The organism is Acidovorax sp. SUPP2539, assembly GCF_030158975.1.
Classification (GTDB): domain Bacteria; phylum Pseudomonadota; class Gammaproteobacteria; order Burkholderiales; family Burkholderiaceae_C; genus Paracidovorax.
In genome coordinates, this window is the sequence record NZ_BQXJ01000001.1 from 133,883 (window position 1) to 156,771 (window position 22,889).

At 69.5% G+C, this 22,889-nt stretch carries 23 protein-coding genes; 14 read left to right on the forward strand and 9 right to left on the reverse strand.

The window, feature by feature from the left end; genetic code table 11:
- Positions 1 to 61 precede the first annotated feature (61 nt).
- Positions 62 to 1,621, forward strand: coding sequence for a PglL family O-oligosaccharyltransferase (locus AVTE2539_RS00605; protein WP_284407998.1), 1,560 nt, complete (start codon positions 62 to 64; stop codon positions 1,619 to 1,621).
- 15 nt (positions 1,622 to 1,636) lie between these two features.
- On the opposite strand, the gene AVTE2539_RS00610 is transcribed toward AVTE2539_RS00605, so the two are convergent.
- Positions 1,637 to 2,221, reverse strand: coding sequence for a YqiA/YcfP family alpha/beta fold hydrolase (locus AVTE2539_RS00610; protein WP_284407999.1), 585 nt, complete (start codon positions 2,219 to 2,221; stop codon positions 1,637 to 1,639).
- A gap of 110 nt (positions 2,222 to 2,331) precedes the next feature.
- Here AVTE2539_RS00610 and rodA point away from each other — a divergent pair, with 110 nt between their 5' ends.
- A complete protein-coding gene (rodA, locus tag AVTE2539_RS00615) occupies positions 2,332 to 3,495 on the forward strand; it encodes a rod shape-determining protein RodA (RefSeq protein ID WP_272567244.1) in 1,164 nt (387 codons plus the stop codon).
- A gap of 45 nt (positions 3,496 to 3,540) precedes the next feature.
- Here rodA and AVTE2539_RS00620 read toward each other — a convergent pair whose 3' ends face one another.
- The 6 genes from AVTE2539_RS00620 to AVTE2539_RS00645 form a co-directional block, all read right to left on the reverse strand.
- Positions 3,541 to 4,851, reverse strand: a complete 1,311-nt coding sequence (locus tag AVTE2539_RS00620) for an MFS transporter (RefSeq protein WP_284393073.1) — start codon at positions 4,849 to 4,851, stop codon at positions 3,541 to 3,543.
- Between the two features lie 69 nt (positions 4,852 to 4,920).
- Positions 4,921 to 5,601 carry a DUF4286 family protein gene (locus AVTE2539_RS00625; RefSeq protein ID WP_284408000.1) on the reverse strand — a complete coding sequence of 227 codons (681 nt, stop codon included), beginning with the start codon at positions 5,599 to 5,601 and terminating at the stop codon, positions 4,921 to 4,923.
- A 128-nt stretch (positions 5,602 to 5,729) separates the two neighbouring features.
- Positions 5,730 to 6,662, reverse strand: a complete 933-nt coding sequence (locus AVTE2539_RS00630; RefSeq protein ID WP_284405289.1) for a LysR family transcriptional regulator — start codon at positions 6,660 to 6,662, stop codon at positions 5,730 to 5,732.
- A gap of 28 nt (positions 6,663 to 6,690) precedes the next feature.
- On the reverse strand, positions 6,691 to 8,058 hold the full coding sequence (locus tag AVTE2539_RS00635) for an amidase (RefSeq protein WP_284408001.1): 1,368 nt from the start codon (positions 8,056 to 8,058) through the stop codon (positions 6,691 to 6,693).
- Positions 8,055 to 8,735, reverse strand: coding sequence for a DUF2848 domain-containing protein (locus AVTE2539_RS00640; RefSeq protein WP_284408002.1), 681 nt, complete (start codon positions 8,733 to 8,735; stop codon positions 8,055 to 8,057). The genes AVTE2539_RS00635 and AVTE2539_RS00640 overlap by 4 nt, the downstream gene beginning before the upstream one ends.
- A gap of 26 nt (positions 8,736 to 8,761) precedes the next feature.
- The gene (locus AVTE2539_RS00645) at positions 8,762 to 9,436 is read right to left on the reverse strand and encodes a GntR family transcriptional regulator (RefSeq protein ID WP_284408003.1); all 675 of its coding nucleotides are present in this window, start codon (positions 9,434 to 9,436) and stop codon (positions 8,762 to 8,764) included.
- 158 nt (positions 9,437 to 9,594) lie between these two features.
- Here AVTE2539_RS00645 and tldD point away from each other — a divergent pair, with 158 nt between their 5' ends.
- The 4 genes from tldD (at position 9,595) to AVTE2539_RS00665 (ending at position 13,436) form a co-directional block, all read left to right on the forward strand.
- On the forward strand, positions 9,595 to 11,055 hold the full coding sequence (tldD, locus tag AVTE2539_RS00650) for a metalloprotease TldD (RefSeq protein ID WP_284408004.1): 1,461 nt from the start codon (positions 9,595 to 9,597) through the stop codon (positions 11,053 to 11,055).
- A 40-nt stretch (positions 11,056 to 11,095) separates the two neighbouring features.
- Positions 11,096 to 11,641, forward strand: coding sequence for a hypothetical protein (locus AVTE2539_RS00655; RefSeq protein WP_284408005.1), 546 nt, complete (start codon positions 11,096 to 11,098; stop codon positions 11,639 to 11,641).
- A gap of 255 nt (positions 11,642 to 11,896) precedes the next feature.
- Positions 11,897 to 13,018, forward strand: coding sequence for a 3-deoxy-7-phosphoheptulonate synthase (locus AVTE2539_RS00660; protein ID WP_272567259.1), 1,122 nt, complete (start codon positions 11,897 to 11,899; stop codon positions 13,016 to 13,018).
- Between the two features lie 106 nt (positions 13,019 to 13,124).
- The gene (locus AVTE2539_RS00665; protein ID WP_284393083.1) at positions 13,125 to 13,436 is read left to right on the forward strand and encodes a hypothetical protein; all 312 of its coding nucleotides are present in this window, start codon (positions 13,125 to 13,127) and stop codon (positions 13,434 to 13,436) included.
- Positions 13,437 to 13,512: 76 nt separating this feature from the next.
- Here the strand turns inward: AVTE2539_RS00665 and mpl are convergent, their stop codons facing one another.
- Positions 13,513 to 14,922 carry a UDP-N-acetylmuramate:L-alanyl-gamma-D-glutamyl-meso-diaminopimelate ligase gene (mpl, locus tag AVTE2539_RS00670; RefSeq protein ID WP_284408006.1) on the reverse strand — a complete coding sequence of 470 codons (1,410 nt, stop codon included), beginning with the start codon at positions 14,920 to 14,922 and terminating at the stop codon, positions 13,513 to 13,515.
- Between the two features lie 188 nt (positions 14,923 to 15,110).
- On the opposite strand from mpl, the gene AVTE2539_RS00675 reads away from it, so the two are divergent.
- The 8 genes from AVTE2539_RS00675 (at position 15,111) to AVTE2539_RS00710 (ending at position 22,002) form a co-directional block, all read left to right on the forward strand.
- The gene (locus AVTE2539_RS00675; RefSeq protein ID WP_272567267.1) at positions 15,111 to 15,707 is read left to right on the forward strand and encodes a hypothetical protein; all 597 of its coding nucleotides are present in this window, start codon (positions 15,111 to 15,113) and stop codon (positions 15,705 to 15,707) included.
- Complete coding sequence (locus AVTE2539_RS00680) at positions 15,704 to 16,324, forward strand: TlpA disulfide reductase family protein (RefSeq protein WP_502868845.1); 621 nt, start codon at positions 15,704 to 15,706, stop codon at positions 16,322 to 16,324. The genes AVTE2539_RS00675 and AVTE2539_RS00680 overlap by 4 nt, the downstream gene beginning before the upstream one ends.
- A 109-nt stretch (positions 16,325 to 16,433) precedes the next feature.
- Positions 16,434 to 16,883: an acetyl-CoA carboxylase biotin carboxyl carrier protein gene (gene accB / locus AVTE2539_RS00685; protein WP_272567273.1), complete on the forward strand. Its 450-nt coding sequence runs from the start codon at positions 16,434 to 16,436 to the stop codon at positions 16,881 to 16,883.
- Between the two features lie 7 nt (positions 16,884 to 16,890).
- Positions 16,891 to 17,067: a hypothetical protein gene (locus AVTE2539_RS00690; protein ID WP_272567275.1), complete on the forward strand. Its 177-nt coding sequence runs from the start codon at positions 16,891 to 16,893 to the stop codon at positions 17,065 to 17,067.
- Positions 17,060 to 18,409, forward strand: a complete 1,350-nt coding sequence (accC, locus tag AVTE2539_RS00695; protein ID WP_284393093.1) for an acetyl-CoA carboxylase biotin carboxylase subunit — start codon at positions 17,060 to 17,062, stop codon at positions 18,407 to 18,409. Before AVTE2539_RS00690 ends, accC begins: the two co-directional genes overlap by 8 nt.
- Before the next feature lie 79 nt (positions 18,410 to 18,488).
- Positions 18,489 to 19,391 carry a 50S ribosomal protein L11 methyltransferase gene (gene prmA / locus AVTE2539_RS00700; RefSeq protein ID WP_284408007.1) on the forward strand — a complete coding sequence of 301 codons (903 nt, stop codon included), beginning with the start codon at positions 18,489 to 18,491 and terminating at the stop codon, positions 19,389 to 19,391.
- A 58-nt stretch (positions 19,392 to 19,449) separates the two neighbouring features.
- Positions 19,450 to 21,072: a DUF3426 domain-containing protein gene (locus AVTE2539_RS00705; RefSeq protein ID WP_284408008.1), complete on the forward strand. Its 1,623-nt coding sequence runs from the start codon at positions 19,450 to 19,452 to the stop codon at positions 21,070 to 21,072.
- 33 nt (positions 21,073 to 21,105) lie between these two features.
- The gene (locus AVTE2539_RS00710) at positions 21,106 to 22,002 is read left to right on the forward strand and encodes a carbohydrate kinase family protein (protein WP_284405300.1); all 897 of its coding nucleotides are present in this window, start codon (positions 21,106 to 21,108) and stop codon (positions 22,000 to 22,002) included.
- Positions 22,003 to 22,106: 104 nt separating this feature from the next.
- Here AVTE2539_RS00710 and AVTE2539_RS00715 read toward each other — a convergent pair whose 3' ends face one another.
- A complete protein-coding gene (locus AVTE2539_RS00715; protein ID WP_284393101.1) occupies positions 22,107 to 22,715 on the reverse strand; it encodes a histone in 609 nt (202 codons plus the stop codon).
- Positions 22,716 to 22,889 lie beyond the last annotated feature (174 nt).

Below are 22,889 nucleotides of genomic sequence, written 5' to 3' on the forward strand. Positions count from 1 at the left end.
CCCGAGGGGCCGAACGGGCGGCCCTGCCTATGATCGGCCCTTTGCCTCGGCCAACCGCCCCATGCCTTTGTTCAACGCTTTCGCCGCCGCGCTGGCCACCGTGGCCGTGGCGCTGCCGTTCCTGTTCGCGTACACCCAGGCGCCGCTGTCCAATTTCTGGTCGCTGATGGTGTCGGGCGCGTGCGCCCTCGTGCTGGCGGGCCTGGCGATCGGCGCGACCCGGGTGTCGCCGGCCCGGGGCGGGCTGCGCCGCGGGGCCGCCTGGGTGCTCGCGGGCGGGTTGGTGCTGGCAGCGGTGCTGGCCTCCGGGGTGGGGCTGGTGCAGTTCTTCTGGGGCGACGTGGGCGCGGCGCCGTGGATCTACCCCTCCACGCCGGGGCTGGCGCTGGGCAATCTGCGCCAGCGCAACCAGCAGGCCTCGCTGCTGGGCATGGGCGCCTGGGCCCTGGCCTGGATGGTGGGCCGCCTGCAGGCGGCGCTGCCCGGCACCCGCCAGCCATGGCGGCCCGTGGCCGCGGGCGTGCTGGCCGCCTGGGCGCTGATGCTCATCAGCACGGCGGATGCGGCCACCGCCTCGCGCACCGGCATCCTCGAATGGGGCGTGATGCTCGGGCTGCTGGTGCTCTGGCGCCACTCCCTGGGCGGCCTGCCCCTGGCCTTCGCCGCCACGGGAGGGCTGCTGTACGCGCTGGCGGCCTGGGCGCTGCCCTGGATGCTGGAGCGCTGGGCGGGCGTGTCGATGGACGGGCTGTTCCAGCGGCTGGCGGACGAGGGCCAAGGCTGCGTCAGCCGCACCGTGCTGTGGTCCAACATGCTCCACCTGATCGCGCAAAAGCCCTGGACCGGCTGGGGCTGGGGCGAGATGGCCTATGCCCACTACAGCACGCTGTTCCCGGGCGAGCGGTTTTGCGTGCTGCTGGACAACGCCCACAACCTGCCGCTGCACCTGGCCGTCGAGCTGGGCCTGCCCGTGGCGGGCGGGCTGTGCCTGCTGGCGCTTTGGGGCGTGTGGCGCCTGGCGCCCTGGCGCGAGACCGATCCGGTGCGACAGCTGGCCTGGGGCGTGCTGGCCATCGTGGGCGTGCACAGCCTGCTGGAGTTTCCGCTGTGGTACGGCCCGTTCCAGCTGGCCACGGGGTTCGCGTTGCTGCTGCTCGTGCGCCCGGCGCGGCCCTGGCGGCCCGGGCCGGCCTGGATCGCCGCCGCCGCGCTGGCCGGGGGTGCTGCGTTGGCCTTCGGGGGGCTGCTGGTGCGCGACTACGAACGGGTCAGCCAGCTCTACCGCGCCGTGCCCGACCGCGACCCGGCCTACCGCGAAGACACCGCCCGCAAGGTGCTGGGCGATATCGCCTTCTTCCGCGGCACGGCCGATTTCGCCACCGTGACGACGACACCCGTGACCGCGCAGAACGCGGCCGACGTCCACACCCGGGCCACGCGGCTGCTGCACTACTCGCCCGAGCCCCGCGTCATCGAGGCGGTGCTGGCCAGTGCGGCATTGCTTGGGCGCACGGACGAGGTGGATTTCCACACGGTGCGCTACCGCATCGCCTATCCGCAGGAGTACGCGCGCTGGGCGGCCAGCCACCCGGCCGCCGCGGCCTCCGCCCCGCTGCCTTGATGCCCTGACCGCCCCTCAGGCCAGGCCGCAGAACCGCGCCACCGTGCCGATGTGCGCGGGAAAGTCGCTCAAGGCATGGTCGCCGCCCTCCAGCAGGACCACCTGCGCGGCGGCATAGCGGCCCGCCATTTCGCGCCAGTCCAGCAGCTCGTCGCCCTTGGCGATGATGGCCAGCTCCGGGCCGGCCGGGGGCCGGCCCCGCATGTCCAGCGCGCGCAGCTCGGCGATGTATTCGGGGCGGAAGAAAAAGCGTTCGGCCGGGTCGTGCCATGCGGTCTGCTCGCCGATGTAGCGTTCCAGGTCGCGCGCCGGGTCCACGGCGGGGTTCAGCAGCACGCTCGGGCAGCGGGTCTGCTGCGCCACCCAGCTCGCGTAGAACCCGCCGAGCGAGGAGCCCACCACCGCCATCGTCCCCTGCGGCCAGTCCGCGATGCCCTGCGCCACGAGGCCCATGGCCGCCCGGGGCGAGGGCGGCAACTGCGGGCACCAGAAATGCACGCCCGGATGGTGGGCGGCCACGTGCGCCGCCATCTGCCGGGCCTTGGCCGACTGGGGCGAGGAGCGAAAGCCGTGCAGGTAAAGCAGGTGGGTGGTGGGCATGGTGGGAGGCGCGGCGGCGTGGAGCGATGCAGGCAATGGTGCGGCAGTGCCGGGGGCCTTCGATTGTGCCGGGACGGCGGCGCCTTCGGCCGGCCGGATAATCGCGCCCCATGTCCGCCGTCTTCGACAAACCCTCCCTGCTGCAGCGCGTCCTGCCCCTGTTCCGTGGCTTCGACTGGCTGCTCATCCTGGTGCTGTTGATGCTGGCATCGACCGGGCTGGTGGCCATGTATTCCTCGGGCTACGACCACGGCACGCGCTTTTACGACCATGGCCGCAACATGCTGCTGGCCGCCGGCATCCTGTTCGTGGTGGCGCAGGTGCCGCCCCAGCGGCTGATGGCGATGGCCGTGCCGCTGTACACGGTGGGGGTGGCGCTGCTGGTGGCGGTGGCGCTGTTCGGCATCACCAAGAAGGGTGCGCAGCGCTGGATCAACCTGGGGCTGGTCATCCAGCCCAGCGAGCTGCTCAAGATCGCCATGCCGCTCATGCTGGCCTGGTGGTTCCAGCGGCGCGAGGGCCAGCTGCGGCCGCTGGACTTCGTGGTGGCCGGCGCGCTGCTGGCGGTGCCGGTGGGGCTCATCATGAAGCAGCCCGACCTGGGCACCTCGCTGCTGGTGCTGGCGGCCGGGCTGTCGGTGATCTTCTTCGCCGGCCTGCCCTGGAAGCTGGTGCTGCCGCCCGTGCTGATCGGGGGCATCGGCATCGCCCTCATCGTGTGGTTCGAGCCCCAGCTGTGCGCCGACGGGGTGCGTTGGCCCGTGCTGCACGACTACCAGCAGCAGCGCATCTGCACCCTGCTGGACCCCACGCGCGATCCGCTGGGCAAGGGCTTTCACATCATCCAGGGCATGATCGCCATCGGCTCGGGGGGCTTTTGGGGCAAGGGCTTCATGGCCGGCACGCAGACCCACCTGGAGTTCATTCCCGAGCGCACGACCGACTTCATCTTCGCCGCGTTCTCCGAGGAGTTCGGGCTGGCCGGCAACCTGTTCCTGATCGTGTGCTTCCTGATGCTGGTGTGGCGGGGCCTGGCCATCGCGGTCGGGGCCACCACGCTGTTCTCGCGCCTGATGGCCGGCGCGGTGTCGATGATCTTCTTCACCTACGCCTTCGTGAACATGGGCATGGTGAGCGGCATCCTGCCCGTGGTGGGCGTGCCGCTGCCCTTCGTGAGCTACGGCGGCACCGCCATGGTCACGCTGGGGCTGGCTCTGGGCGTGCTGATGTCCATCGCGCGGGCGCAGCGCATTCCGTTGAACGAGCGCACATGAAAAAGCCGGCCAGGCGGCCGGCTGTGTCGGGCGTGGCCGGGCGGCTCAGGCCTGCAGCGGCTCGTGCGCGGTCTCGCGGGCGACCAGCAGGGCCACCAGCGTGAGGCCCAGCGCGGCCGTCACGTAGAGCGACACCGCCACCGTCGAGCCGTACGACTTGAACAGCGAGGCGATGATGAGCGGCGCGAAGCCGCCACCCAGGATGCCTGCCAGCGTGTAGGCCAGCGAGGCGCCGGCATAGCGCACCCGGTTGGGAAACTGCTCGGTCACGAAGGCGGCCTGCGGGCCGTACATCATGGCGTGGATCAGCAGGCCGCCGACCACCGCCGCGCAAATGGCGAGCGGCTGCGCCCGGTCCATCAGCACGAAGAACACGAAGGCCCAGGCGATGCCCAGCAGCGCGCCGGCGATGTACACCGGGCGCCGGCCGATGCGGTCCGACAGCGCGCCGAACCACGGCACGGCGAGGGCGTTGCACGCCGCGCCGATCATGGTGGCGGTGAGCGCCAGCGGGCGCGACAGGTGCAGCACCGTGGTCACGTAGGTCAGGGTGAAAACCACGACCAGCGCATACAGCACGTCCGAGCCGATGCGCGAGCCGCCGGCCACCAGCAGGCGCCGCCAGTGCTGCGAGAACACCTCCTTGATGGGCGTCTTGGCCGTGGCCTGGTGGGCCTCCATTTCGCGGAACACCGGCGTCTCGTCGACGCCGCGGCGCAGCCACAGGCCGAACAGCACCAGCGCCACGCTGGAGACGAAGGGAATGCGCCAGCCCCAGGCCTGGAAGTCTTCGGGGCTCAGCCAGGCCGAGACCAGGGCGATGAAGCCGGTGCCAATCAGCGTGCCGCACGACGGGCCGACCTGCGTGAACGAGGCGTTGCGCCCGCGCTCGGTGGGCTTGCCGTGCTCCATCGACAGCAGCACCGCGCCGGCCCATTCGCCGCCGAGCGCCACGCCCTGCACGAAGCGCAGCGCCACCAGGGCGATGGGCGCCCAGATGCCCCAGGTGCCGTACGTGGGCAGCAGCCCCATCAGCCCGGTCGAGACGCCCATGATCACCAGCGTGGCCACCAGCACGAAGCGCCGGCCCAGCCGGTCGCCCAGATGGCCGAACACCATGCCGCCCAGCGGCCGGGAGATGTAGCCCACGGCATAGGTGGAGAACGCGAGGATGGTGCCGGTGAGCGGGTCGAAGGACGGAAAGAAGATGGCGTTGAAGACCAGCGCCGCCATGATGTTGTAGACCGTGAAGTCGTACCACTCGAGCGTGGTGCCGACCGAGCTGGCCATGGCAAGTCGGCCCATCTTGGGGGCGGCGGGGGGAGCGTGGGCGACGCCCTGGGGAACTGCACGCATGGGAGGATCTCCGGTGAAAGGCGATGAAGGAAAAATCGGGGGCGCAGGGGCCGGGAATGGCAGATGGGATCAGCCCAGGTCGGCCCGCGTGAGCTTCCAGCCCAGCGTGTACTGGGCCGCCGCCACGGCATCGGCCTGCAGCAGCGCACCAGCGCGCGCCAGGGCCTCGCGGTGCGCGTCGGCATGGCCGGTTTCCACCACCATGAGCGGCTGCAGCACGCGGCCTTCGGTGCGCTCCGTGGGCAGGGGCGTGCTCAGCACCGGGTCCGGCACCAGCAGGTACGACTGCACGAAGCCGGGCACCTGCGCGAGCTGGGTGCCGGCCTGCACGGCGCGCGCCACCAGTGCGGCGCGGTCATCGGCCGGCGGCAGGGCCAGCACGCTCAGGTGGCTGCCGGAGCCGAACCCGGTTGCGGCCTCCACCGCGCACACGCGGCGCATCGGGTCCCGCATGCGGCCCAGGTTGGTGACCGACCAGGGCGTCTGCCGGCCGAACGCGGCGCGGTACGCATCGGACGTGAAGGCCGCGAGCGACTGCGTGCGGTACAGGCCCAGGTACTTGCGGCCACCCTGCCGTGAAACGTAGCGGGCGCCGGAGAGAAAACCGTCGATGCGCACGCGCTCTTCGACATGCTCGCGGTCATACCACTGGTTGAAGTCGGCCTCGTCGGCGGCATCGACATCGGCAGCCACGAAAAGCATGCCGTGCACGGTGCCGGGGGCGGCGGAGGGAAGGTTCTGGGAAGCCATGGGCACTTGCGATTCCTTGCAAAAAGACCAGGGAATCATCGGCCGCGCATCGGCGTGCCACAAACGGGTTTTTTTGCCCTGCGGCCATCAGAATTACTTGTCGGGTCGGATGCTTTTTCTGCACCAAATCAGGGTTCACCCTCTGTGCCCGGCGTCCGGAATGGTGCGGACAGCGAGGCAGCGAAGCGCTCGGATTCGCTGCACGCCAGCTCGGCCGCGCGGCGGATGGCGGCCGAGCCGCTGGCGTCCAGATGGCTCACCACGATGCGCTGGGGCGGCAGGGGCGTGTCGCACGCGATCACGCGCAGGTCGCCGCGCTCGATCTCCTCGCGCACGGGTGGCAGCGGGATCAGCGCGTTGCCGAACCCCGACTGCACCAGCCGCACGATCGCCGCCATCGAACTCACGCAATGCACCTTGCCCACGGGCATGCTGGCCTGCCGGTACAGCTGCTTGAGCGCCTGGTGGGGCTGCGATCCCGGGCTCATGGTCAGCACCGGCTGCAGCAGCAGGTGGGCGATGCGGCCTTCGTCGGGCTGGGGCGCGGAGGCGCCGGCGCCCACCCAGCCCATGGCCATCGGCGGGCAGGCCATGTTGACGATCTCGGCGCTGGCCATGGGGTCGGTCTGCAGCGCGATGTCGATCGCGCCGATCTGCAGGCGCTCGTGCAGGGCGAGGGTGGTTTCCGAGGTCAGCTGCACTTCGATGCCCGGGTGCAGGCGCTGCAGCGTGCCCAGGAAATCCACCAGCCAGGTGTGCACCACGCTCTCGATCGCGCCGATGCGCACCAGGCCCAGAAGCTCCTGCTGCGGGTGCCCGAGCGCGATCATCTCGCGCTGCAGCTCCAGCATGCGCTCGCCATAGTCCAGCAGCCGCAGGCCCACGGGCGTGAGCCGCAGGTCGCGCGGGTCGCGCTCGAACACGCGGGCGCCGATCTCTTCCTCCAGCGAGGCGATGCGGTTGGAGATGGCCGCCTGCGTCACGTGCAGCCGCTCGGCCGCGGCGCGGAAGCTCCCGAGCCGCGCGATCCAGAGAAAGGCTTCGACGAAGCGGGTGTTCATCGCGCGCAGGGCCCTGGCCGCAAGCGTTTCAGCCCGCGCGCAGGCAGGCTTCGATGGCGCGGCCCACCTGCAGCACGCGCGCATCGGCGCCGTGCACGCCGCCCACGGACAGGCCCACGGGCAGTTCGCCGGGCGCCTGGCAGGGAAGGGAGAGCGCGCAGCCATCCAGGAAATTGAGCACCGTCGTGTTGCGCAGCACCAGCCCGTTGGTTGCGAAGAACCGGGCATCGTCGCCGGTGAGGTCCGCCAGGCGCGGCGCGCGCACGGCCACGGTGGGCATCAGCCAGGCATCGAGGTCGCGCAGGCGCTCGCGGGCGGTGGCTTGCAGGCGCAGCCGCGCGTCCTGCAGATCGATGTAGTCGGCCGCGGAAATCGCGGCGCCGCGGCGGGTGCGCTGGGCGACGCGGTGGTCGTACTGCGCCTCTTGGGCCGGGTCTTCCAGTCGCGCGCGGTGCACCTGCCAGGCCTCGGCGGCGATCAGCCCGCCCGCGGCGTTGAGCGAGGGCAGCTGGTGCAGTTCGGTGAAGCCGAAGCGCACGATGCGTGCGCCGGCGGCGGACAGGCGCTGGAGCGCGCCGTCGAAGGCGGCCGCCACCTCGGGCTCGACGCCGTCCATGACGAAGTCGTCCGTCACGCCCAGGCGCAGCCCGGCCAGCGGTGCGGCGCGGGTGTCCAGCGCCTCGCCGCTCAGGATGGCATCGACGAGGGCGCAGCAGTCCACGCTGCGGGCCAGCGGGCCGGCCGAGTCCAGGCTGCGCGACAGCGGATAGGCCCCGGCCAGCGGCACCCGGCGGGCGGTGGGCTTGAAGCCCGTGAGCCCGCAGAACGCGGACGGAATGCGGATCGAGCCGCCCGTGTCGGTGCCCAGCGCCACGGTGGCCAGATCGAGCGCCACGGTGGCGGCGCCGCCGGAGGTGGAGCCCCCGGTGATGCGGCTCGGATCGTGCGGGTTGGCTGGCGTGCCGTAGTGGGGATTGAGCCCCAGGCCCGAGAAGGCGAACTCGCTCAGGTTGGTGCGACCGAGCAGCACTGCGCCTGCGGCGCGCAGGCGGGCCACCGCGACGGCGTCGGCCTGGGCGGGTGCCCCGGCCATCACGGCCGATCCGGCTCGGGTCACCTGGCCCTGCACGTCGAACAGGTCCTTGATCGAGACGGGCAGGCCCGCCAGCGGCGAGGGCACGTGCCCGCCCGCACGGGCGGCGTCGCTGGCGCGGGCTGCGTGCAGCGCGGCTTCGGCATCGACCTCGCCCACATAGGCGTGCCCGTCCGCCGCGCGGTGCGTGGCGATGCGCGCGAGCGCCGCCTCGACCAGCGCCACGCTGGTGGTGTCGCCCCGGGCCAGGGCCTCGGCCTGTTCGCGGACGGTGGGGTGGCGGGTGGTGGCGAGGGCATTCATCGGGCGATCTCCAGGGCTTGGGTGGCGTAGTGGTGGTGCAGGCTGCGGTTCAGAACGGGGTCGTGCAATTCCAGCTCGAAGGCCTCGCCCCAGCCGAGTTCGCCGATCACCGCATGGGTGCCGCAGAACATGGCCGTGTGGGCGGACAGGCCGTCTGCCGCATTCCATTTTTGCATCAGCTCGGCGGGGGGCAGGAGGTGGGCCAGGGCGCCTTCCTGGTACAGCGCGCGCACGCCGTCGCGGGTGCGCCAGCAGCGGGTGACCAACTGGTCCCAGTGGCCCTGCACCTCCGACAGCTTCCACAGGGTGCGGCCCACGGGCTTGGCGCACATCTGCTTGGACACCGTGACGTCGTAGGCCTCGACGGTGCGGTCCGTGTGGTCCGAGCCGATGCCCACGAGCACGCCGTGCGCCTCGCTGGCCAGCAGCACGCATTCCACCTCGCCGCTGGAGTCATGGCCCGGAACCTGCACCGTGCTGCCCGTGTCGAGCAGCTGGCTGGCCACGCGGTAGAAGGTGGGCACCGTGGAGGGCGGCTTGACGCCGATCGCGGCCAGTTCGGCGATGTGGTGGTCCACCGCCGCGCGGTCGCGGCCGGCCCAGCCGGCGATGACGAGGTGGCGGATGTCCAGGGTGACCGGCCCGTGGCCGGCGAGATCGAAGGTGTGCTGGGGCATGGTGGGGCAACGAAAGGGCGGAAGGATCAAAGTGCGCGGGTGATCGCGCGGCGGAAATCTTCGATGTGGCGCTGCATCGCGGCGGCGGCGGCATCGGGGTCGTGGCGCTCGAGCGCGGCCAGGATGTCCTGGTGCTCGTCGTGGATGCGCACGCTGTGCCCAGCCTCCGAGAGCGTCAGAAACCAAAAGCGCGCCTGCTGTTCGTGCAGCCGGCGCAGCAGGTCGGCCAGCACGGTGTTGCGGGCGGCGGCCGAGATCGCGCTGTGAAAGCGAAGGTCCAGCGCCATCAGTGCAGGCACGTCGTGCGCGGCCAGGAGCGCCGGGGCCTCGCCCAGCAGGTGGCGCATGGCGGCCAGTTCAGCGGGCCGGACCCGCTCGGCCGCCAGGCGCACGCACAGAGTCTCGTTGCAGGCGCGCACCTCGATCATGTCCAGCACCTCGTCCAGCGACAGCGGCGCCACCACGATGCCCTTGCGCGGCAGGATGGTCACGAGCCCTTCCATCTCCAGCCGGTGCAGCGCCTGGTGAATGGGCGTGCGGCCCAGGCCGAGCAGCGTGCCCAGCGCGCCTTCGTTGATCTGCGCGCCGGGCGCCAGCTCGCAGGCAATGATGCGGCGCTTGATGTCGGCGTAGGCCTGCTCGCGCAACTGGGCACCGCCGCCGGGTGCGGCGGGAGGGGAGGGCTGGGGCAGGGCGGGCATCGGGGATGGGTAAATTCGACTAAACTCAAATGATATATCAGTGAAATATCACTGAGTCGTCTTAGCCATCGCCGATTCGCGCCGGCATGGCCGCGCCGCCGGGTGGGATGCTTGCAAAGCGCCATGCCGGCAGGCACCAAGGCTTCTAGAATCCGCCCATGATCTCCCGCGAACCCACCATCGAACGCCTGTCCGTCGCCCGCCGCCTGCTCCTGGAGCCTTTCGGCCTCGACGAAACCCATCTGGCGCGCGCGCTCGCCGACATCCGGGCCCATCAAGTGGACGATGCCGACCTGTATTTCCAATACACCCGCAGCGAGGGATGGAGCCTGGAAGAAGGCATCGTCAAGACCGGTTCGTTCAGCATCGACCAGGGCGTCGGTGTGCGGGCCGTGAGCGGCGAGAAGACGGCCTTCGCGTATTCCGACGACATCTCCGAGGCCTCCTTGCTCGATGCCGCCCGCACCGTGCGGGCGATCTCGGCGGCCTCTCAGGAAAAGCGGGCGAAGATCTCGCTCAAGAAGATCTCCGCCAGCCGATCGCTCTATCCCGGCACCGATCCCATCGCGTCGCTGGACAGCACGGCCAAGGTGGCGCTGCTGGAAAAGGTGGAGCAGCAGGCCCGCGCCAAGGACCCGCGCGTGGCCCAGGTGATGGCGGGCCTGGCCAGCGAATACGACGTGGTGCTGGTGGCGCGCTCCGACGGCACGCTGGCTGCCGACGTGCGCCCGCTGGTGCGCCTGTCTGTCACCGTGATCGCCGAGCAGGCCGGCCGCCGCGAGGTGGGCTCGGTTGGCGGGGGAGGGCGCTTTGGCCTGGCCTATTTCGATGATGCGCAGATCACCCAGTACGTCGATGAGGCCGTGAACGCCGCCCTCGTCAATCTGGAGTCGCGCCCTGCGCCCGCGGGCGAGATGACCGTGGTGCTCGGCCCCGGGTGGCCTGGCGTGCTGCTGCACGAGGCCGTGGGCCACGGGCTGGAGGGCGATTTCAACCGCAAGGGCTCGAGCGCCTTCAGCGGTCGCATCGGCCAGCGCGTGGCGGCCAAGGGCGTGACGGTGCTGGACGACGGCACCCTGGCCGACCGCCGCGGCTCGCTCAACGTGGACGACGAAGGCCACGCCAGCCAGCGCAACGTGCTCATCGAGGACGGCATCCTCAAGGGCTACATCCAGGATTCGATGAACGCGCGCCTTTCGGGCGTGGCGCCCACCGGCAACGGCCGGCGCGAGAGCTACGCGCACATTCCCATGCCCCGCATGACCAACACCTACATGCTGGGCGGCGACAAGGACCCGGCGGAGATCGTCGCGAGCATGAAGCGCGGCCTCTACGCCACCAACTTCGGCGGCGGCCAGGTGGACATCACCAGCGGCAAGTTCGTGTTCTCGGCCAGCGAAGCGTATTGGGTCGAGAACGGCAAGATCCTGTATCCGGTCAAGGGCGCGACCATCGTCGGCAGCGGTCCGGAATCCCTCAAGAAGGTGACGCTCATCGGCAACGACATGGCGCTCGACAGCGGCGTGGGCACCTGCGGCAAGGAAGGCCAGAGCGTGCCGGTCGGCGTGGGCCAGCCCACGCTGCGCATCGACGGCCTGACGGTCGGCGGCACCGCATAAGGCCCCGGGCGGCGACGGACCTTCCAGGCGTGCACCCACCATGCCTGACCCGTCGTCCAGCCAACTGCTGAACACCGCACAGTCGTTCGGCGATGTGAGCCGGCTGCTGCGCGAAGGCGTGGCCGATGAGGAGTCCCGCCAGTTCCGCGATGCGCTGACGTCGCTGTCCGCGCTCATCGAAGATGCGGCGCACCTGCGCCGCGCCTGCGCCGATCCCTCCGCCATCTTCTGGAGCCTGGAGCACCTGAAGCGCGCCGCGCGCGAGCACCAGTTCTTCCTCACCGGGCTGGGCTCCGCCTGGCATGCGCTCTACGAGCTGGGGGCCTACCAGCAGGCCCTGAAAGACCTGCGCGATGCCATCGAGATCTGGCACCAGGCACTGACCCGCCAAAGCCGCAGCGAGCCGGCCTGCTTCGATGCGTTCGAGCGCCTGGCCTGGCGCACCCTGGGCGAGGCGATGCTGGTCATCGACATGTACGAGCAGGGCGGGGCGATGCTCAGCGAGCCTTCTCCAGAGCCCGCCGCGGCCCGGCGGCGCTCGATGCTGGCGCGCCTGCGCCGCTGGTTGGCGGGGCGTGGGCGATGAAAGCGCGGCACCCCGCTTGTGGCAGCGCTGCAACGCGCCGGGGATGTTGCGGCGCAAAAATCGGTGTTACATTGCCACCGATGCAAGTGCGTAGCGCGTTTTATTTTTGGTTTTACTTCTCTGTCCCAGGCGGATGAGAGGTCAGCGCGCAACCACCCGAGCCCCCTCCTCTAGAAACCGCCGAAGCTGAAAAGCCCGGCGGTTTTTTGTTTTCCGCTCCCCCTTTTTTCCGATCCAACCCACGAGGACGCAACCATGACGGCCACTGCCAACCCCACCAGCGATGCCTGGTACCGCGACGTCGAGAAGACCAGCCAGACCGACGACGAACGTATCAAGGACATCACCGTGTTGCCCCCTCCAGAACATCTGATCCGCTTCTTCCCCATCCGGGGAACGGCGGTGGAATCCCTGATCACGCGCACGCGGCGCGGCATCCAGGACATCATGGCGGGCCGGGACGACCGCCTGCTGGTGGTGATCGGCCCCTGCTCCATCCACGACCCGGCCGCCGCGCTGGAATACGCGCGGCGCCTGAAGGCGGTGCGCGAGCAGTACGCCGACACGCTGGAGATCGTGATGCGCGTGTACTTCGAGAAGCCCCGCACCACGGTGGGCTGGAAGGGGCTGATCAACGATCCGTACCTGGACGAGAGCTACCGCATCGACGAAGGCCTGCGCATCGCGCGCCAGCTGCTCATCGACATCAACCGCATGGGCGTGCCGGCCGGCAGCGAGTTCCTGGACGTGATCTCGCCCCAGTACATCGGCGACCTCATCAGCTGGGGCGCCATCGGCGCGCGCACCACCGAAAGCCAGGTGCACCGCGAACTGGCCTCGGGCCTGTCGGCGCCCATCGGCTTCAAGAACGGCACGGACGGCAACATCCGCATCGCCACCGACGCGATCCAGTCCGCCAGCCGCGGCCACCACTTCCTGTCGGTGCACAAGAATGGGCAGGTGGCCATCGTCAACACGCAGGGCAATCCCGACTGCCACGTGATCCTGCGCGGCGGCAAGGCGCCGAACTACGACGCGGCCAGCGTCGCCGCGGCCTGCCAGGACCTGGAGGCCGCCAAGCTGCCCGCCACGCTGATGGTGGATTGCAGCCATGCCAACAGCAGCAAGCAGCACGAAAAGCAGCGCGACGTGGCGCGCGAGATCGGCGCGCAGATCGCGGGCGGCTCGCGCTGCGTGTTCGGCGTGATGATCGAGAGCCACCTGACTGCCGGTGCTCAGAAATTCACGCCGGGCAAGGACCAGCCGGGCGCCCTGGAGTACGGCAAGAGCATCACCGATGCCTGCCTGGGCTGGGACGATTCGCTGTCGGCGCTGGCCGACCTGTCGGCGGCCGTGGCCGCCCGCCGCGCCCGCTGAAAACCAGGGACCGGGGCAGCGGCGTGCGATGTAAGCTCGATGGCCCCGCCGCGGGCATCGGCTTGCGTGGCCGGCCTTGGCCCCACCTCAACCAGGAAAACAATCCATGCGCAGAGAAGTCTCGATCACCCTGGCGCCGGGCCAGGAATTCCGTTTCGACCTGGAAGGCTCGCAGCCTTTGAGCAATGAAGACGCCCGCCGCTGGCTGGACGAGGCGTTCATCAGCCTGGAGTGCGAGCCCCTGCGGGCCAGCGGCAAGGTGCTGCTGGCCGACAAGGTGCTCACGGTGGCACAGGCCGCCGGGGCCCCGCTGCTGGCCGATGCGCAATGGGGCCGGCAGTTCGCCGAGGCTGCCAGCGCCGCACTGGCCCGCCCGATCGTGCGGGTGGATGTCCCGGCCATGGCCGTGACGTATTGAAGAGGGGCGGAGGGTCGCCTTCTGCGCTATCGGCCGAATCGGCTTTCAGTGCATATTCTTCTAGGGCATATTGCTATTATTTTGATAGCGAATCAATGAGCTTGCCGTGGATGCCGCCGAAGCTGCCATTGCTCATGCACACGATGTGATCGCCCGGCCGGGCCGCCTGGGTGATCTGTCCGATCAGCGTGCCGATGTCCGCCGCCGTCCGGGCCTTGTCGCCCAGCGGCGCGAGCACCTGGGCCGCGTCCCAGTCCAGGCCGGCGGTGTGGCAGAACGCTAGGTCGGCCGGCTCCAGCGCCCAGGGCAGCTGCGATTTCATGGTGCCCAGCTTCATGGTGTTGCTGCGCGGCTCGAATGCCGCGAGGATGCGCGCCGCCGGGCCCACGCTGCGGCGCAGGCCGTCCAGCGTGGTGCGCAGGGCGGTCGGGTGGTGGGCGAAGTCGTCGTACACCGCGATGCCGTGCACGGTGCCGCGCAGTTCCATGCGCCGCTTCACGTTCTGGAACCGCGCCAGTGCACGGCCGGCCTCTGCCGGCGCCACGCCCACGTGGTGGGCGGCGGCGATGGCGGCCAGCGCATTCAACTGGTTGTGCACCCCGGTCAGCGCCCATTCCACGCGGGCCACGGTCCGGCCCTGGTGGAGCACATCGAAGGCGTGCGGCTCGCCCTGGGCCGTGAAGTCGCTCACCAGCGCGCCGAAGCTCGCCACCTCGCTCCAGCAGCCGGCATGCAGCACGCGGGCCAGGCTTTCCTCCAGCCCGTTGACCACCACGCGGCCCGAGGGCGGCACCGTGCGCACCAGGTGGTGGAACTGCCGCTCGATGGCCGGCAGGTCGTCGAAGATGTCCGCGTGGTCGAATTCCAGGTTGTTCAGCACCGCGGTGCGGGGGCGGTAGTGCACGAACTTGCTGCGCTTGTCGAAGAACGCGGTGTCGTATTCGTCCGCCTCGATCACGAACACGGGCGCATCGCCCGCCACGCCCGGGCCGGGCACCGGACGGCGCGCGGCGCCCAGCCGGGCCGAGACGCCGAAATCCAGCGGCACGCCGCCCACCAGGAAGCCGGGCTGCAGGCCCGCGCATTCCAGAACCCAGGCCAGCATCGACGTGGTGGTCGTCTTGCCGTGGGTGCCCGCCACGGCCAGCACGTGCCGGCCCTGCAGCACGTGCTCGGCAAGCCACTGGGGGCCGCTGGTGTAGGCGGCACCGGCGTCGAGGATGGCCTCCATCAGGGGGAATTTCGGCGTGCCGCCGGGCAGGCGCGCCCGGCTGACCACGTTGCCGATCACGAACGCATCGGGCGCCAGCGCCATCTGGTCCGCGCCGTAGCCTTCGATCAGTTCGATCCCTAAGGCGCGCAACTGGTCGCTCATCGGGGGGTACACGCTGGCGTCGCAGCCGGTGACCTTGTGGCCTGCTTCGCGCGCCAGTGCCGCCAGGCCCCCCATGAACGTGCCGCAGATGCCCAGAATGTGAATATGCATGGGCGCAGATTCTAAGGTTCCAGGGCTGCAGGGCCGCCCGCGCACATCCCTCTTGCCTTGATAGCTACATTTTCAATAGCAAGCTCCACGATGGGGTGCACCATGCCCCTGCCGGATGCGGGCGTTTTCCCGGGCCGCCTTCTTGCATTGAGGCCACAATGGACCCTTCCCCCCACCCGATCGCCGCCATGCCAAACGCCCTCGCCACCGAGATCGCCAACGCCGCGGCCCGCATGGTCGTCGAAGAAGGCCTGGAATGGGGCCCGGCCAAACGCCGGGCCGTTCGCCAACTGGGCCTGCCCACCCGCACACCGCTGCCCGACAACGATCTGATCGAGGACGCCGTGCGCGAGTACATCGGCCTGTTCTGTGCCGACACCCAGCCCCAGGAATTGCTCGCGCTGCGGCAGCTGGCGCTGATCTGGATGGAGCGCATGGAGACGTTTCGCCCGCACTTGGGCGGAGCGGTGTGGCATGGCACGGCGACCCGGCTGTCCGACATTTATCTGCAGTTGTTCTGCGACGACTGCAAATCTGCCGAGATCGCGCTGATCGACCACCATGTGGACTACGAGCCGCGCACCGTCACCGGCTTCCATGGCGAGTCGGTCGAGGCATTGAGCCTGTCCAGCCATTCGCCGGTGCTGGGCGAGATGATCGGCGTGCACCTTTTGATCTATGACCTGGATGACCTGCGCGGCGCATTGCGCCCCGATGCGCGGGGCCGGGCACCGCGCGGAGACATTCGCGCCGTGCGCAAGCTGTTGGAAAGCCCTCCCGAATGAATGTGTCACCGCCCTCCGATACGGGCACCCCTTTGTCCCCACCGGACACCCACCCAGCCCCCGCGGCCGGGTCCGATGCTGCGCCCCAGGCTTCGCGCCGCAGGCTGATGGCGTATGCCGGCGTGGCCGCCGCCGCCGGGCTGGGCGGCGCAGGGCTGGCGTGGTGGCGGTTCCAGCCGCACGCGGTGCTGTCCGGCGCCGAAGCGGCCCTGTGGACCCAACAATTCGAGGCGCCCTCGGGCGGCGAGCCCTTGGCGATGGAGCGTTTTCGCGGCAAGCCGCTCCTGGTGAACTTCTGGGCCACGTGGTGCCCGCCCTGCGTGGACGAGCTGCCGCTTTTAAATGCCTTCTACCGGGAACATGCCGCCAAAGGCTGGCAAGTCGTGGGCCTGGCGATCGACCAGCCCTCGTCCGTGAGGCAGTTCCTGGGGCGCCTGCCGCTGGATTTCCCGGTGGGACTGGCGGGGCTTTCGGGCACCGAACTGGGCCGTTCGCTGGGCAATCTCACTGGAGGCCTGCCTTTCAGCGTGCTGATGGGCGCAGATGGCAGCATCGTGCACCGTAAAATGGGCCAGGTCACCGCAGAAGACCTCACCCAATGGGCTTCCCTGGGATAGCGGTCTGCAATCCACCGCGAAGATCAATGAATTTGCGCCCAAATACCGGCCATAGGTCGAATTTGGGGTAAATTCGCGCCCTATTTTGTTTTTGGCGTTGGAGTTCCCCATGGATTTGCGAAAACTCAAGACCTTGATCGACCTCGTGTCCGAGTCGAATGTGTCAGAACTCGAGATCACCGAGGCAGAAGGCAAGGTCCGCATCGTCAAGAGCGGCGGTGCGGTGGTCCAGCAATATGTGGCAGCACCCGCCCAGCAGGCCCCGGCCCCCGCGGCGGCTGCCGCAGCGCCGGTGGCCGAACTGCCCGCTCCGGCCGCCCCGACCGGCCACATCGTGAAGTCGCCCATGGTGGGCACGTTCTACCGTGCTTCCAGCCCGGGCGCCAAGTCGTTCGTCGAAGTGGGCAGCCAGGTCAAGGAAGGCGAGACGATCTGCATCATCGAGGCCATGAAGATCCTCAACGAGATCGAGGCCGACAAGTCCGGCACCGTCACCCGCATCCTGGGAGAGAACGGCCAGGCGGTGGAATACGGGCAGCCCCTGTTCGTGATCGAATAAATTGCGCATGTCTTCCTCGGTCCTTGTCGGGCGCGCCGGCCTCGTTGCCGGGCGCCAGGGAACGTCCATGTTTCAGAAAATCCTCGTCGCCGGTGCCGGCCGTCTTGCCCCGGGCAAGGCCACGCCAACCGCACTCGCATGCGCCCGCGCATGGGTGATGAGCCGCGAAGAAACCTATGTTTAAGAAAATCCTCGTTGCCAATCGCGGCGAAATCGCATTGCGCATCCAGCGCGCCTGCCGTGAACTCGGCGTCAAGGCCGTCATGGTGTATTCCGAGGCGGATCGCGATGCCAAGTACGTGAAGCTGGCCGAAGAGGCGGTGTGCATCGGCCCCGCGCCCTCGCCGCTGTCCTACCTCAACATGCCCGCCATCATCTCGGCCGCCGAGGTGACCGATGCGGAGGCCATCCACCCCGGCTACGGCTTCCTGTCCGAGAACGCCGACTTCGCCGAGCGGGTGGAAAAGAGCGGCTTCCAGTTCATCGGCCCCACGCCCGAGTCGATCCGCACCATGGGTGACAAGGTCTCGGCCAAGCAGGCCATGATCCGCGCGGGCGTGCCCTGCGTGCCCGGCTCCGAAGGCGAGCTGCCGGAAGACCCGGTGCAGATCCGCCGCATCGCCAAGGCGGTGGGCTATCCCGTCATCATCAAGGCCGCGGGCGGCGGCGGCGGGCGCGGCATGCGCGTGGTGCACACCGAGGCGGCGCTCGTCAACGCGGTGCAGATGACCAAGGCCGAGGCCGGCGCGGCGTTCGGCAATCCGGCCGTGTACATGGAGAAGTTCCTCCAGAACCCGCGCCACATTGAAATCCAGATCCTCGCGGACAAGCACCGCAATGCGGTCTATCTGGGCGAGCGCGACTGCTCCATGCAGCGCCGCCACCAGAAGGTGATCGAGGAGGCACCGGCGCCCGGCATCCCGCGCAAGCTGATCGAGAAGATCGGCGAGCGTTGCGTGGCCGCCTGCAAGAAGATCGGCTACCGCGGTGCGGGCACGTTCGAGTTCCTGTATGAAAACGGCGAGTTCTACTTCATCGAGATGAACACCCGCGTGCAGGTGGAGCACCCGGTGACCGAATGGATCACGGGCGTGGACATCGTGAAGACGCAGATCATGGTCGCCGCCGGCGAGAAGCTGCCCTTCACCCAGCGCCAGATCGAAATCCGCGGCCACGCCATCGAATGCCGCGTGAACGCCGAGGACCCGTACAAGTTCATCCCCTCGCCAGGCCGCATCACCATGTGGCATGCGCCGGGCGGCCCGGGCGTGCGCGTCGATTCGCACGCCTACACCAACTACTACGTGCCGCCGAACTACGACTCGATGATCGGAAAGATCATCGTGCATGGCGACACGCGCGAGCAGGCGCTGGCCCGCATGCGCACGGCGCTGTCCGAAACCGTGATCGAGGGCATCAACACCAACGTGCCGCTGCACCGCGAGCTGATGGTGGACGCCAAGTTCGTGGCGGGCGGCACCAACATCCATTACCTGGAAGAGTGGCTGTCGCAGCACAAGCGCTGAGATCGCCGCGCGTGGTGGTTTTGCATGCTGGCACCTGGCAACGGGTGCCAGCATTTTCGTTTTCTCCCGGAGGTCTCCCATGTTTGAGCTGAGCCTGATGTGCCCCGAAGACCGGGTCGAGTCCCTGAGCGATGCGCTCGATGCGCTGCAGGCGCTGAGCGTGTCGGTCGAGGATGCCGACGCGCAGACCGATGCCGAGCAGGCGCTGTTCGGAGAGCCCGGCATGCCGCCGCCCAAGGACGGCTGGCAGCGCAGCCGCGTGGTGGCGCTGTTCCAGAACGAAGCCGAAGCGCAGGAGGCGCGGGCCTTGCTGGAGGTGCAGGACTTCTTCGAGGGCTGCCGCGTGCTGGGCGTGGCCACCGTGCCCGAGCAGGACTGGGTGCGCCTCACGCAATCGCAGTTCGCACCGGTGGACATCACGCCGGATTTTTGGATCGTGCCCACCTGGCACGAGTTGCCAGCCCAGGCCACCCGCAGCATCCGGCTCGATCCCGGCCTGGCGTTCGGCACCGGCACGCACCCCACCACGCGCATGTGCCTGCGGTGGATCGCGGCGAATGGTGCGCCGCACGGCACCAGCGGCAACCCGCTGGGCCGCGTGCTCGACTATGGCTGCGGCTCCGGCATCCTGGCCATCGGCGCCGCCAAGTTCGGTGCGACGGATGTCGATGCCGTGGACATCGATCCGGCGGCCGTGGAGTCCACGCGTTTGAACGCCGAGGCCAACGGCGTGGCGCTGAAGGCGGGCCTGCCCGACCAGGCCAGCGGCATCTACCAGACGGTGCTGGCCAACATCCTCGCCACACCCCTCAAGGTGCTTGCGCCGCTGCTGTGCGCGCATGTGGCGGCCGGAGGCCATCTGGTGCTGGCCGGCATCCTGGAGCGCCAGGCCGACGAGCTGAAAGAGGCCTATGCGCCGTGGCTGCCCCTGGAGGTGGCCGACACGCAGGAGGGCTGGATCCTGATGGTGGCCGCGCGGTGACGGGCAGGGCCGTGCCGCCCTTCGGGCGGGCATGGCGCCCACCTACAATCCCGAGCCGATGAGCCAGATCACACGCTGCCCCGCCTGCGGCACGACCTTCAAGGTCGTCGCGGACCAGTTGCGCATTTCCGATGGGTGGGTGCGGTGCGGGCAGTGCAAGGAGGTCTTCGATGCGGCGGCCCATCTGGTGCGCTCGGCGTCGCAGGACCTGCTGCCGGAGATGGCCATTCCCGACGCTCCGCGCGCGGCCGTGCGGCCGCCGGCGCCTGCCGAACGGGCCTGGGGCGCTGGCGCGGCGAGCGTGCCCCAACCCTCTCCGACACCACCCGCGCCCGGCGTGCCACGCGGGCCCGCCGTCTCTGGGACCCTGGCTCCGCCACATTCATTCCCCCCAACGCCAGCGCCAATCGCACCGCTGCCGATGGACGACCCCGCCCCGCCCGCGCCACTGGAGGTGCCGGAGCCGCCGCCGGTGCCGAGCTATCTCACGGCGCGGCCGCTGGCGTCGCCGGGCGTGGAGCCGCCCCCCGACTGGAGCCTGGAGCCTGCGTCTCCGCTGGTTTGGCGAACCCGCTCGAGGGCAACGGATTCCACTGCCGCGCCGGCCAAGCCCGTTCTACCTCCATTGCCATCGGGATGGTCCTTGCCGGGATCGGTGCCCGCCGCTGAACGGCCCATCGGTGCGGTGCCCGCCGCCCCGACAACCCCGCAGGATGAAGCGGCTGCGGCAGGGCGCGCGCGCAGCGCAACGCCACCCGAGCCAGCAGGCTATGAACTGCCCTTCGCGGAGTTGCGCGATTCGGAATGGCCCGACGATCTGGACGACGGGCCGCTGCTAGCCGCCGCCGATGTGCCGGATGGCCATGGGCGGCAGGCTTCGACCGACGATGCCATCGCCAAGGCGGTGGCCATGGACATGGCCCTGGAAGCCATCGATGCCGACACCGATCCGGTGGCCATCGCCACGCAGGCCGGTGGTGGGCTGGAAGGCGTGGTGGCGTTGCCGGCAGAAGCGGCCATCGCCTCCGCGGCCCAGGCCGGTGCGCAGCCTTCCGTTCACCGCCTGCCGCTGCACTCGCCGGCGAAAGACGATGACGAGGACGAGGACGAGGACGAGGACGAGGACGAGGACGAGGACGACGATGCGGCGCATGCCACGGCCGCTGATGAGCCGGGCTTCATGCGCGCCGCGCGCCGCAAGGCCTTCTGGGGCAAGCCGGCGGTGCGGGCCGGCCTGGCCGTGCTGCTGATGGCCCTGGCCGCAGGCCTCGGCCTGCAGATGGCTGTGCAGGAGCGCGACCGGCTGGCATCGCAGTACCCGGGTGCGCGGCCCGTCCTCCAGGCGCTGTGCGTGCCGCTGCAATGCGCCATCGCCGCCCCGCGCCGCATCACCGAGGTGGTGATCGACAGCTCGTCCTTTAACAAGGGACGGGGCGACTCGTACCAGCTGGCCTTGTCCATCAAGAGCCGTGCCGGCTTTGCCGTGGCCATGCCGTCTGTGGAGCTCACGCTGACCGACACGCAGGACCGGCCGGTGCTGCGCCGCGTGCTGCAGCCCCAGGACCTGGGGGCGCCCGCGGAGATCGCGCCCGGTGGCGAATGGAGCGGCACTTTGCCCATGGTGGTGGCCACGGGCGGCGCGCGCGTCTCCGGCTACCGTGTTCTGGCTTTCTATCCCTGATCTTCGGATCTTTTCTTCTTCACCGGATTTGTTATGGCTGCCTTGATTTGCGGTTCCCTGGCGTTCGACACCATCATGACTTTCGAGGGCCGCTTCGCCGAGCAGATACTGCCGGACCAGTTGCACATCCTGAACGTCTCGTTCCTCGTGCCTTCCCTGCGCCGGGACTTCGGCGGCTGCGCCGGCAACATCGCCTACAGCCTGAAGCTGCTGGGTGGCGATCCGGTGCCCATGGCCATGCTGGGTAGCGACGGCGCCGGCTATCAGGAGCGCCTGCGCAGCCTGGCCATCGACACGCGCCACGTGGGGCAGGTGGATGACCTCTACACGGCCCAGGCGATGATCATGACCGACCGCGACAACAACCAGATCACGGCCTTCCACCCCGGTGCCATGATGCAGGCCCACCGCTCGCGCATCGTGGCCGAGCCCGACGTGCGCCTGGCCATCATCGCGCCCGATGGCCGCGACGCCATGCTGCAGCACGCCGCGCAACTGGTCGAGGCGGGCATTCCGTTCGTGTTCGATCCGGGCCAGGGCCTGCCCATGTTCAACGGCCAGGAACTGGCGCAGTTCATCGAGCAGGCCACGTGGATCACCGTGAACGACTACGAAGGCCGCATGCTGTGCGAGCGCACGGGCTGGAGCCTGCAGGACATCTCCCGCAAGGTGCGGGGTCTCGTCGTCACGTTGGGCGCCGAGGGCTGTGACGTGTGGGAGAACGGCGAGCGCACCAACGTGCCGGTCGCGGCGCCGGCCGAGGTGGTCGACCCCACCGGCTGCGGTGACGCCTGGCGGGGCGCGCTGCTCTTCGGGCTGGAGCGCGACTGGCCCCTGGTGCGCTGCGCCGCGCTGGGCAACCGCATGGGCGCGCTCAAGATCGCGCAGCGCGGGCCGCAGAACTACGTGCTCGACTTCCACCCCGAGTAAGCCGAGGGGCACAGGCCTGCCGCCGCACGCTGCGCGCGCGACGCAGGCATAAAAAAACCCGGTGCAGGGCACCGGGTTGGCGGGACTTCCCGTGGACGTGGGCCTTACGGCTTGCCACCCGTAGGGAAGGGCCAGGCGGCCTGGGGGTTCAGCGTGGTCTGGGCTGCAGGCGCGGGCGCAGGGGCCTTGGCGGCTTTCTTGGGCGCGGCGGCCTTCTTGGCGGCCGGTGCTGCGGCAGGCTTCTTGGCAGCAGGTGCGGCCGAGGTCTTCTTCGCCGACGTCACGGCCTTCTTGGTCGCGGTCGCTGGCTTGGCGCTGGCCTTCTTCGCCGCTGGTGCAGCCGCCTTCTTGGCCGGTGCAGCCGACTTCTTCACGGCCGTTGCCTTCTTCGCTGGCGCTGCGGCTTTCTTGGCCGGAGCAGCGGCCTTCTTGGCCGGCGCTGCTGCCTTCTTCGCAGCCGTCACCTTCTTGGCGGGGGCGGCGGCCTTCTTGGCGGGCGCTGCCTTCTTCGCTGGAGCGGCGGCCTTCTTGGCCGGTGCTGCTGCCTTCTTCGCAGCCGTTACCTTCTTGGCGGGGGCGGCGGCCTTCTTGGCGGGCGCTGCCTTCTTCGCCGGAGCGGCGGCCTTCTTCGCTACCACAGCCTTCTTAGCGGGGGCGGCGGCTTTCTTCGCGGGTGCTGCCTTCTTGGCGGCGGTCTTTTTCGCAGTTGCCATCATTTTCTCCTTGGGTCAATTTGCAAAGAGCACTCCACGCCTGCATTGGACATGGAGCGATCCATGGCGATGGGACGAGTCCCATCGCCATGAACACGGGAACGCCCCGCACGGCAGGGCTTTGCAGCGCTGCCGGTCTGGGACGTGGAATGAAAATGCATGGCCTGGAATGTG